The organism is Nocardia sp. NPDC004711 (genome assembly GCF_053601595.1).
Genome location: NZ_JBSGCB010000040.1, coordinates 1 through 9,337, shown reverse-complemented (window position 1 = coordinate 9,337; position 9,337 = coordinate 1). Strand labels below are relative to the sequence as shown.

At 66.8% G+C, this 9,337-nt stretch carries 11 protein-coding genes and 1 tRNA gene; 1 reads left to right on the top strand and 11 read right to left on the bottom strand.

What is annotated here, in order from left to right; genetic code table 11:
* Positions 1-981: 981 nt before the first annotated feature.
* A tRNA-Pro gene (locus ACWEKS_RS33395) sits at positions 982-1,058 on the top strand.
* A 40-nt stretch (positions 1,059-1,098) separates the two neighbouring features.
* On the opposite strand, the gene ACWEKS_RS33390 is transcribed toward ACWEKS_RS33395, so the two are convergent.
* The 11 genes from ACWEKS_RS33390 to ACWEKS_RS33340 all read right to left on the bottom strand — a co-directional run.
* Positions 1,099-2,313 (bottom strand): site-specific integrase, encoded by a 1,215-nt coding sequence (locus ACWEKS_RS33390; protein ID WP_452343819.1) that lies wholly within the window; start codon positions 2,311-2,313, stop codon positions 1,099-1,101.
* Positions 2,313-2,543, bottom strand: a complete 231-nt coding sequence (locus tag ACWEKS_RS33385; protein ID WP_452343784.1) for a helix-turn-helix domain-containing protein — start codon at positions 2,541-2,543, stop codon at positions 2,313-2,315. The genes ACWEKS_RS33390 and ACWEKS_RS33385 overlap by 1 nt, the downstream gene beginning before the upstream one ends.
* Positions 2,540-3,496, bottom strand: a complete 957-nt coding sequence (locus ACWEKS_RS33380) for a helix-turn-helix domain-containing protein (protein ID WP_452343783.1) — start codon at positions 3,494-3,496, stop codon at positions 2,540-2,542. Before ACWEKS_RS33380 ends, ACWEKS_RS33385 begins: the two co-directional genes overlap by 4 nt.
* 175 nt (positions 3,497-3,671) lie before the next feature.
* Entirely contained in the window at positions 3,672-4,085 is a 414-nt protein-coding gene (locus ACWEKS_RS33375) for a hypothetical protein (protein ID WP_452343782.1), read from the bottom strand.
* Between the two features lie 39 nt (positions 4,086-4,124).
* Positions 4,125-5,123 carry a toprim domain-containing protein gene (locus ACWEKS_RS33370; RefSeq protein ID WP_452343781.1) on the bottom strand — a complete coding sequence of 333 codons (999 nt, stop codon included), beginning with the start codon at positions 5,121-5,123 and terminating at the stop codon, positions 4,125-4,127.
* 6 nt (positions 5,124-5,129) lie between these two features.
* Entirely contained in the window at positions 5,130-5,498 is a 369-nt protein-coding gene (locus ACWEKS_RS33365; protein ID WP_452343780.1) for a hypothetical protein, read from the bottom strand.
* A 3-nt stretch (positions 5,499-5,501) separates the two neighbouring features.
* A complete protein-coding gene (locus ACWEKS_RS33360) occupies positions 5,502-5,894 on the bottom strand; it encodes a hypothetical protein (protein ID WP_452343779.1) in 393 nt (130 codons plus the stop codon).
* Positions 5,895-5,896: 2 nt separating this feature from the next.
* Positions 5,897-7,426, bottom strand: coding sequence for a hypothetical protein (locus tag ACWEKS_RS33355; protein WP_452343778.1), 1,530 nt, complete (start codon positions 7,424-7,426; stop codon positions 5,897-5,899).
* A gap of 36 nt (positions 7,427-7,462) precedes the next feature.
* Positions 7,463-8,065 (bottom strand): hypothetical protein, encoded by a 603-nt coding sequence (locus tag ACWEKS_RS33350; RefSeq protein WP_452343777.1) that lies wholly within the window; start codon positions 8,063-8,065, stop codon positions 7,463-7,465.
* A gap of 36 nt (positions 8,066-8,101) precedes the next feature.
* A complete protein-coding gene (locus ACWEKS_RS33345; protein ID WP_452343776.1) occupies positions 8,102-8,599 on the bottom strand; it encodes a hypothetical protein in 498 nt (165 codons plus the stop codon).
* A 42-nt stretch (positions 8,600-8,641) separates the two neighbouring features.
* On the bottom strand, positions 8,642-9,337 hold a 696-nt coding region (locus tag ACWEKS_RS33340), incomplete at its 5' end, for a hypothetical protein (protein ID WP_452343775.1).

Genomic DNA, 9,337 nt, shown 5'->3' with positions numbered 1-9,337 from the left:
CTCTGCAAATCCTTCCTCATGGCACGCACCCACCGCGCGCCCTCATCCACCGCCGGACAGCCGAAGACGACCGCGGCCAACAAGTTCCGTTCTTCTACCCTGGCCAACCCGTGGCCAAACACCATCGCACCAAGCGCGCAACGTCCGGATCCAGTCGACAGCATGCCGACGACACAGATGATTCCTCTTTCGACACAACGGATTTCGATGCGACAGCGACCTAGAGAAGAGCCCGCATGATATGGGGTGCCTCCACAGGGACCCTGGCCGAGGAGATGTTTCAGACCAGGTCAACTGACCCAGCTGTGCCGCCAGGATCAGTGCAACAATTGATCAGCAACGGATGCTGAAGACTGCCACGCTACGTGGCCATGCCAACCCAATGAGGCATGTGTACCAGGGGTTTTCGAGCGGCGGTGGTCATCGTACTGAACAGTAGTTCGAGCGATCTTGACTTGTCAATCGTCCAACTGCCCCCGAAACCACCGGCAGCACAGCCGAGGCAACCCACCCCACCCGGACCCTGCGAGCGGCAATGAAAACCGCACCCTTTTGCACTTTATTACCCTGCGGCACAAACGATTTCGAACATGTATCGAAACTATTGCCGTCCCATGACCGCCGCCGCAGGAACGCAGGTTCCGGCCGGCACATCGACCACCTATGCCGCACCCCTCCGGCACATGGAACCGACACCTTCGCGAAGGCGTCCAACCACCTCGCCGGCGAGGGACCGTGCGCCACACACGAAGCGTCAGATCACCCTCTGGTCGGTCATCGCCCCGGATGGCCTCGGAGTCGGGCGGGCACAGGACCACGCGGTGCGCGCAGCCCGAGCACCAGATGGCCCAACCCCGCGACGCACTCGACCCCAGCCAAGTGCGTCCGCTTTACCCCTGCCACACGCCGAGTACCAGCCGATTTGGATGTTCAGGGGGGTCCTGGGGTAATCTCATCGAGCACAAGCGAGAGCGAATGCAACGGGCTGTGGCGCAGCTTGGTAGCGCACTTGACTGGGGGTCAAGTGGTCGCAGGTTCAAATCCTGTCAGCCCGACCAAGAAAAACCCCTTCCGACCAGGGTCGGAAGGGGTTTTCTGTTACTTGACCAATCGGAGTTGGGGACCATCTGGGGACCGATTTGGTGCTCGGAGGTGAATCGACAGAAGGTTGCCGTCATGCTGGAGCGCCTTCTTGTCCGGGTGTAGGTACCGCTGGGTGATGCGAGGGTCGGTGTGGCCGGCGATCTGCTGGAGCCGATGTACCGGCACACCCGAGTCGGCGAGCCATGTGAGGCCCGTGTGCCGGAGGCTGTGCCTGCGCAGGTGCTCGTATCCGAGCTTGGCGACCACCTCGTCCCAGTGGGTTGCGCGCCGCAATACGGTGACCTGAATCCGCCCTCCGCGCGGCCCGACGAACAGCCGGGCATCGGGCTTCTTGCCAACGGCCGCAATCCGCTTTTCCACCAATGGCTGCAGCTGTTCAATAATCGGGATCGAGCGGGCGCGTTTTCCCTTCGTCCCTTTGTCCTGCAGCCCGCCCGGTCCGGGCGTTGTTTGGCGCCGTAGCGTCCACAGCCATTCCCCGGTATCGATATCGCCGACTCGGCAGCCGGAGACCTCGCCGATTCTCGTCGCGGTACACGCGGCGAAGATAACGACGTCGCCCCAGCCCTGGTATTCGTCGGACGAGGCGGCGACCAGCGCGCCCGCGATGTCGGTCAGCGTTTGCCAGTCTGGCAATGCGAGGGCCCGAGGGTTGTCCAGCTCATCCTCGTAGCGCTCGTACTGCCGCTGCCACCCGGTGACGTCGACGCGGTTGCGGTCTATTACCTCGTCGCGAACGGCCTGATCCATGACCCGTCCCAGCGCGGCCAGGGTGTTCTTGACGGTCGACTTGCTGTGCCCGTCGGCAATCCACCGGACGACCGCACGATCGGCGACACCTGTGGTGATCATCGTGACCGGTAGATGCCCGAGGGTGGGCACGATCCGCTGGCGCCAGCCGGCCCGGTACGGGTCCAGCGTCTTGGGTTCGAGACCACGCATGGCCATGTCCCAGTTCGTGTTCCCGTAATCCTTCAGGGTTGCGGTGGCGATTTTCGGGTCGACTCCGCGGGCGGCAGCTTGCTTGATCTTGTCGATCCAGTCCTGCGCGTCCTCCCGAGTCAGGAAGGCTTCGGACTTGGAGCCGCGGCTCTTTGTAGCCGGGTCCGTCCACCGCACACGTGCCCGAAAGGGTTTGGCTCGCTTGCGCTCCTCGATGTCTCCCCTGACTTCAACCCCGAGTGGGATGAGGGTGACCTCGTCGCCCATCACGCGACCGCCGGATCCACACGCTTACGCATCAAGTAGGCGATGACGTCCGCACCTCGGTATCGGGTCACGCGGCCGGAGATTTGGACGAATGCCGGGCCCTGTGGCGGCCTGGCCGTTCGCCATCTCCGTAAGCTGGACGGGTCGATCTTCAGCATCGAAGCGACCTCCTCGGTTGTGTACCAGCTGGATTCGAGAATCTCGTCCGGAGTCCATCCAGTAGCGGTCATGACGCGGTTTCCTCACCGTTTGCAGGAGTTTGGATCAGTCGCAATCCCGACAGGGTGTCGCGGGTGGTGTCGCTGCCGCCGTAGCGTGCGACGACTCGCGCGACAGTGGAGTGATGGACACCGATTTCGTCTGCGATCTCGCGTGTGGAACGACCCGCGGCATGCAACGCCAGGATGCGCTCGTCGCGCGCAATCGGATCGTCGCTGTCGCGGGCTGTCGCAGGACTGTCGCTTGGTGTCGCGCCCGTCGCATCAGGCTGTCGCGGCGTCGCATCCTGGTGTCGCGCAGGCAATTCCGACCCGAGGACATCCCCAGCAAACGCTTCAGGGCTGTCATGGTGGCTTACCGCGTTGACGGATGCGGCGGACGGTTCGCCGACCTCCGCAGCCGGAACGCTGCCGGGCGCGGTGTGCGCGGGAACATCGACCACAACCGCAGGAGTGCGTGCGGTATCCCTACCGGTGGCGGGGGAACTGGATTCGGAGAGCAGGGCAAAGCCGCAGGCGACCATCAGCCCGTCCAGCACCAGCGGGCCGACGGCGGAGCCGACGGTGCCGTACTCCCAGCTTTGCAGGACGTCGTGGACGTGGCCGTAGGAGATGAGTGCCGAGCCGGCGGCGACGGTGCCGACACCGCCGTAGCGGGCCAGCGACCATGCCAGGCCGACCCTCCACCGTACGCGTGAGAGCGCTTCGACGGCCAGCAACAGCGTGACAGGCCATACGGCGGAACCGATTTGCGGCCATACCCCCGGCGACCAGCCGTGCGGTTTCGATGCCGCGGGCAACCATGTGTGCAGCCAGTTCATCACGATCGACAGCACCGATCCGAATATGAATCCGGCCCATGCGACGACCTTGCCGCCGCGGTCTGTCGCATCGGTGTCGCGTATGCGACGGGTGTCGCGCGGCTGCTGCGACACGCTGTCGCGGCTGTCGCGGGCGGTGGTCATGATCGCCTCCTCACGGAAGGTCCTGAGCGCCTCGCCTGGCTGAGGGAGGGGCGCGAATGGGTGGTGTCGCGTTCGCGCTGGCTGGTTGCTGGTGGTGCGACAGTGTCGACGCGGGGTGCGCCGTGGGGCGCAACGGCATTGGTGCGCCCCACGATCGATCCGGCGTCGTTGCCGGTCACCTGCCACCGCCGTTGCCGACGGCGGGGGTGTACTTGGCGGTGTAGAGGCGGGCCTTGTCGTTGTCGGGGTCGGGCCCGGTGTAGGTGACCGACAAGGTGGCACCGGAATCGAAATCGGTGACCCCAGCGGCGTTCATCGCCTGTCCGATGGCCTGTTCCATGCGGCTGGTCGGGTACAGGTTGCGTGGCCCGTTGGGGGTGTCGATGGTGATGAACAGCTGCATGATCGGGTTGCCGTGCTCGTCGGTGTCGACCTCGCCGGGGGCGCCGCCGTACTTGAGCTTGGGCTGCTCGGCGATCGTGGTGATGCGCCCGTAGACGGTGGTGCCGGGGGTGGTGTTCTTGCCGAACGCCGAGGGGATCTTCGCGGCGGCGCGGGTGAATCGCTGACCGAAATTGGTGCTGGCCATGACGGTTTTCTCCTTTGTGGTCGATCAGGGATAGATGGGTCAGCGGCTGCGGGTGACGTGCCGCTGTTGGGTTCGGGGTTGGCGGTAGTGGCGGTCGAGGTAGGGAACCATTTCCAGGTCGGCGAAGTCGTGGCCGGCGTCGAGGTGGTCGGACAGGTCCTTGCCCGCGGCCGCTTGGAGCACGCGGACTTCGCCGACGCGGCCGTGCAGGGTGTCGGCGACCTTGGCGGCGTGCATGTAGCCGGGACGATCGCGGTCGGCGACCACGATCACCCGCCCCGCACCCTGCAGCCATCGCGCGTGCTCGGCGGTCCAGGAGCCGGTGCCCATGGCGTTGCAGGTGGCGATCTGCCCGGCCTCGATCGCCCGCGTCACGTCCTTCTCCCCTTCGCACACATAGATCTCGCGCCCGCTGCGGAGGCCGTCGAGGACTTCGCGCAGCCGGTACGGGATGGGCGCGAATCCGGTGGGTTCCCAGTCGGTTCCGTTCCAGTGGGCTTGGGTGAACGACTTCTTGTCCCCGTACTCGTGCGGGGTCGTCCTGCGGGTGACCGCACCCTCGACGTGCCCATCAGAGGACCGGTAGACGTAGGTGCACACGGTTTCCGTCGGCCCGATCGCTTCTCCGAGATCGGGTTTGGACGGGATCGGCAACCGCGCGTAGTCGATCGCCTTGTCCACCAACGACACCCGCTCCTGATGCGCCCGCGCACCACCCGACGGCGGCCGCCGCTGCCCACGCTCCTCTCTCTGGTGCGGGGTGCGTTCGGGTAGCCGGTCCCACATGTCGCGGACTCGGAGCCCGACGGCGTCGAGGACGTCTTTGTCGTCGCAGTGGGCGAAGCATCGGACGATGGTTTTGCCCTGGGTGGGGTCGTAGCGGACGCCGAGGGAGGGGGTGTGGTGTTGTCCGTCGGCCTCGTGGACCGGGCACAGGAACACTGTCCACCGTGCCCGGTCCCGGCCCGGACCCACGACGGCGGTCAGGGCAGCGGTGATCAGCTGCCACGAACGCGCCTGAGCCGGATCGTGATCCATGACCGATCAGCGCTCCCGCTGGATCCGGCCGCGCGGGCGTACCCGGTGCGGCTCGGTCAACTCGCGGGCCTGGTAGAGGCTGCGCCGCTGCACCTCGTCCACGCCGAAGTCCTCGCCCTTGGCCCGGTTGAACTCGATGTTGTCGATGAACCGGTCCATGGTGTCGGGAGCGTCGCGCCAATCGGCGTACGCATCCGACAGATACCGCCACTGATCAGCGTGCGGCCCCGAGTTCCACCGGTCATCGATCTGCCGGGTCTTGGCATAGATCTCATCGATCTGGGCTTCGGATACGTCCGGCTGATAGCCGGACAGCTGCAGCGCGGTCCGTTCCCGGAAGTCCGACCGCATGGCTTCCTCGTGCTCGGCTTCCATGACTCACCGCCCCCACTGCATCGGCTGCCGCTGGGCCACGGGCTTCAATGCTTCGATGGCGCAGCGTTCCTCGCGGGCGATGTTGCGGGCCTGGTCCAGGCTGCGCGACTGCACCTCGGTGAGCCCGTGGTCGGCGTACATGCCCGGGTTGGCGCGCACGTCTTCGACCAGCTTGGCCATCGCCAGCGGGTGGTCACGCCAGTCGGTGTAGGCGGCGTCCAGGAACGCCCACTCCTGCGCGTGCGGTCCCGACAGCCACCGCTGGTCGAATTCGCCGACACGGCGGTAGATTTCGTCGGCCTGGCCGTCGGTGAGCCCGGGTGCCAGAGCGGTCAGGCTGACCGCGACGCGTTCGGAGAAATCCGAGCGCATCGCTTCCTCGTGTTCGCGGTGCATGATCACCGCTCCCGCTGCAGGGGCGGACGCTGCTGGCTGACACCGTTGGCCGGCGGGACGGTCGAATCGGTGCCCTGCTGCTCGCGGGCGATCCGTTCACTGCTGCCGTAGCGGTCCTGCTGCGGGGTCGCTTGGGCGAGCTTGCGCACCGCCTCGTCACGCTCCCCGCGGTAGCGGTCACGTTCAGCGGTGGCGGTGTCACGTGCGCTGCGGGCCTCGCGCAGCTCCTGATTGGTTCGCAGCTGGGTGTTCTTCAACCCCTCCAGCTCCGCCCGGACCGCGTCGATCTGGTTCTTGTACTGGTCACGATCGGCGGTGACCGCGTCCAGGCCGCGCTGCAACAGCAGCACCCGACGCTCCAGATCCTCCGAACTTGTTGCGGCGGAACTGTTCTCCCGGGTTCTGTCCTGGTCGGGAGGCTGCGTCTGCTCCCGGGTGGTCACGCGCTGCCACTCGCTGGTGCTCTGGCCGACCTCGACCTGATTGCCCTCGGCGACGTAGAACGGGTGCCGGCGCCCGGTCTCGCGCGCCCGCACACTCAACGTGGTCCCGGCCTTCCACTCGTTGTGGTGCACCACATCCCGCGTCCATGCGGCGGCCTCGGCCTCGGACGGGTGGTAGGCGCGCATCAAGTGCTGGGCGCCGTCGGGGGAGCTGGAGCCCACGGTGACCTGGCAGCGGGAGTTGGTTTCGGCGTTGGCGAACTCCCACCGAATCTCCTCGGTCGACATTCCCGCCTTGGTGGCCAGCTCGGCGGCCCACCGCCGCGACAGACCCGCACGCGCGTTCGGTGTGCCGTGCGCCTGGTCCCGCAGCCACGTGTACTGGGCGTGCCGGATCGCCTGCACCGCATTCGTGCGAGCCAGATCGCGATCCAGCACCGCTTCCTGCTCGACCGCCGACAACGACTGCGGCACCACCGATTCCCCGCGCCGGCGGTTCTGGGTCTGTGTGTCGGTCCGGGGCGTGGGCTGGTGCAGGGTCATCGATGCGACCTGCTGGTCGAGTTCGCGGGTGCGGGTGGTGACCCACTGTTCGGATTCGACGGCAGCGGCGCGGGCTTCGCGCATCTGCTCGGCGTCCATCACCGGGAACACGGCCTCGAAGGTCGGGTTCATCTGGTAGGGGTGGCGGCCGGCGCGGTCCAGTGCCATCACTACCTGCCCGCGGTGCTCGATCCGCAGCGGCGAGGTGCCCAGGCTTTCCTCGATCCGCAGCCGCATCGCGTCCAGACGCTCCACATCGGAGGCGGCGTCGTGGTCGGTGTAGAACGGGTCGCACTCGCGCCGGAACTGGGCCATCACGTGTTCGGTGCGGTAGTCGGCGACACGTTTGGTGTACCAAGCGCCGGTGACCTTTTCGGCCTTGACCTGGGCCATGATGTGCTCGCCCAGCTCGCGACGCTGCTTGCGAGTCAACCGGCCCGTGTGGCCGTCGTGGCTGCGCAGGGTCCGCAGCCACTGCCCGGCCACGGTCAGCACGTCGCGGAAGGTGCGGCCGGTGTCGCGGGCGATCTCGTCGATTTCAGACATGAGGGTAGGGATTCCTTTCGGTAACAGGGGTTTTCGTCACTCGGGCTGCTCGGCGGTCGCCGTGCAGGTGGTGGTCAGGTCCTGGATTTCGGTGTCGGTGGGCTCGTCGAATCCGTGCACGGCGGTGTAGGCGGCCTGCCAGCGCAGCCGGTCCAGCCGCGACAGGGATCGGCCTGCATCGGAGTTGCGGCGGTCGAATTCGCTGCGCAACGCGTCGAGGTGATCAGCCCACCGGGCCTGCACGGCGTAATCGCGTCGCCCGGTCTGCGGATCGACGCCGAATCCACCGGCGAAACCGGCCCGGGCGTAGAGGATTTCGGTGATCAACTGCGGCAACGTCAACGCGGTCAGCTCGCTGTCGACACTGGTGAGCAGGTCGCGGCAGAACTTCGACCGCTTGTCGCGCCCGGTCTTCTCGCGACGCGCACGCCGCTGTTCGTCCTGACGCGCCAGCAGAGCCTTGGTCGCATCCAGGGCGATGCGCTCATCGGGGGTCATCTGCCACCGCGTGATGGCCTCAGCCACACGGGAATCGAGATCCCACTCGTCGACCGCGATGATCGTCGCGATAACCGCGACCCCGGCCACGATGCCGGCAACGGCACCGAGACCGATCACCCGGGAGGTGTTGGTGGACATAGTGTTTCCTTTCCTTGAGGGTTGTGATGGAGGTGGTCAATGGGTGTCGCGCTGGGCGCGGGCGACGCGGTGTTCGGTGAACGCGGCCAAAGCCAGCGCCGGTGACGGGCGTCGCGCGGCGTTCCAGGTCAGGTAGGCGATCCAGCCCAGCCCGTAGACGGCGACGGGGACACCGACCTCGGCGGGCTGTCCCCACGCCGCGCTCGCGGCGAGACCGACCACAACGAATGAGCCGGCCGCGCTCGCACGCCAGATCTGGCCCCGGGTATGCGGCTTGACCGCCGGTACCGGTGCGGGTTCGCCGGTATCCACGGCCGCGGCCGCTGTGGCCTGCTCCGGTGCGGTGAGCGGCGGGACCAGCCGCAGGGTCGGTGTGGTCTGTGGGTGCTGTTCGGCGGCGTCGGAGAGGAAGTTGGCGATCTCGTCGGCCAGCAGGTCGGCTTGGGCAGTGATCTCGTCTCGGCCGAAGCTCTTACCGGGCTGTTCGTCGTCGTGATCGTCGTGGTCGTCGGCGTGGTCGCGGAAGATGCGCATAGCGGTTGTGCTCCAATCGGATTCGCGCATGCGGAAAAGGGGTTATGCGGTGGCCGGCGTCGGATCGTCGCCGGTGCGCGGGGCGGGGGCGGGTGAGGTGCCGGGCAGGCGGGACTGTTCGGCCTTGTTGAGGGGCACGACGCGGCCGAAGCGGGCGTGGCCCTTCTTGAAGAACACGAAGTCACCGGTGTCGAACTGGCGGACCCGGTCGGGGTCGACCAGCCACTTCTCACCCACCGACACCTGGCCCTCGTCGCCGTGGCGCTGGCCCTTGATCAGGTGCCGCGACGGCAGCATGACCGGGATGGAACCGGCGTGTTTGCACAGCTCGCCCGCGTTTTCCAGGTAGCCCAACAGGACTCCGCCGGCGCAGGTTTTGAGGAGTCGTCCCAGCGACCAGGCGTCGGGGGCCACCGATTCCGGGGACTGGCCGCAGAAGACCATGGCGATCTTCTGGGACCGGCCGCGCTCAGCGATGTCCTCGACCCCGATCGACCCCTTCCTCGTGGTCAACGCCGAGAGCTCGTCGATGAACAGGATCACGCTGCGCCGCAAGTCCTTCGCGGTCCGCCCGGCCCGCTCCAGCAGCAACTGCAAGGTGGTCGCGACCTGGGCGCGGGCAGCGTCCTTGTCCAGGGCGGGCACGGTCATGAACAGCACGTCGAGGTCGTTGATGTCATGGCCGCCGTCGAACACCATCCGCCCGCTGGTGTCCTTGAGGTTCTCGAACAGGTTGGT

Bases quoted from the DNA above. Each gene is read 5' to 3' on its own strand.
- ACWEKS_RS33380 (WP_452343783.1), bottom strand. From the start codon at position 3,496: ATGACCACCGCCCGCGACAGCCGCGACAGCGTGTCGCAGCAGCCGCGC.
- ACWEKS_RS33355 (WP_452343778.1), bottom strand. From the start codon at position 7,426: ATGTCTGAAATCGACGAGATCGCCCGCGACACCGGCCGCACCTTCCGC.
- ACWEKS_RS33375 (WP_452343782.1), bottom strand. From the start codon at position 4,085: ATGGCCAGCACCAATTTCGGTCAGCGATTCACCCGCGCCGCCGCGAAG.
- ACWEKS_RS33365 (WP_452343780.1), bottom strand. From the start codon at position 5,498: ATGGAAGCCGAGCACGAGGAAGCCATGCGGTCGGACTTCCGGGAACGG.
- ACWEKS_RS33360 (WP_452343779.1), bottom strand. From the start codon at position 5,894: ATGCACCGCGAACACGAGGAAGCGATGCGCTCGGATTTCTCCGAACGC.
- ACWEKS_RS33390 (WP_452343819.1), bottom strand. From the start codon at position 2,313: ATGGGCGACGAGGTCACCCTCATCCCACTCGGGGTTGAAGTCAGGGGA.
- ACWEKS_RS33385 (WP_452343784.1), bottom strand. From the start codon at position 2,543: ATGACCGCTACTGGATGGACTCCGGACGAGATTCTCGAATCCAGCTGG.
- ACWEKS_RS33345 (WP_452343776.1), bottom strand. From the start codon at position 8,599: ATGCGCATCTTCCGCGACCACGCCGACGACCACGACGATCACGACGAC.
- ACWEKS_RS33350 (WP_452343777.1), bottom strand. From the start codon at position 8,065: ATGTCCACCAACACCTCCCGGGTGATCGGTCTCGGTGCCGTTGCCGGC.
- ACWEKS_RS33370 (WP_452343781.1), bottom strand. From the start codon at position 5,123: ATGGATCACGATCCGGCTCAGGCGCGTTCGTGGCAGCTGATCACCGCT.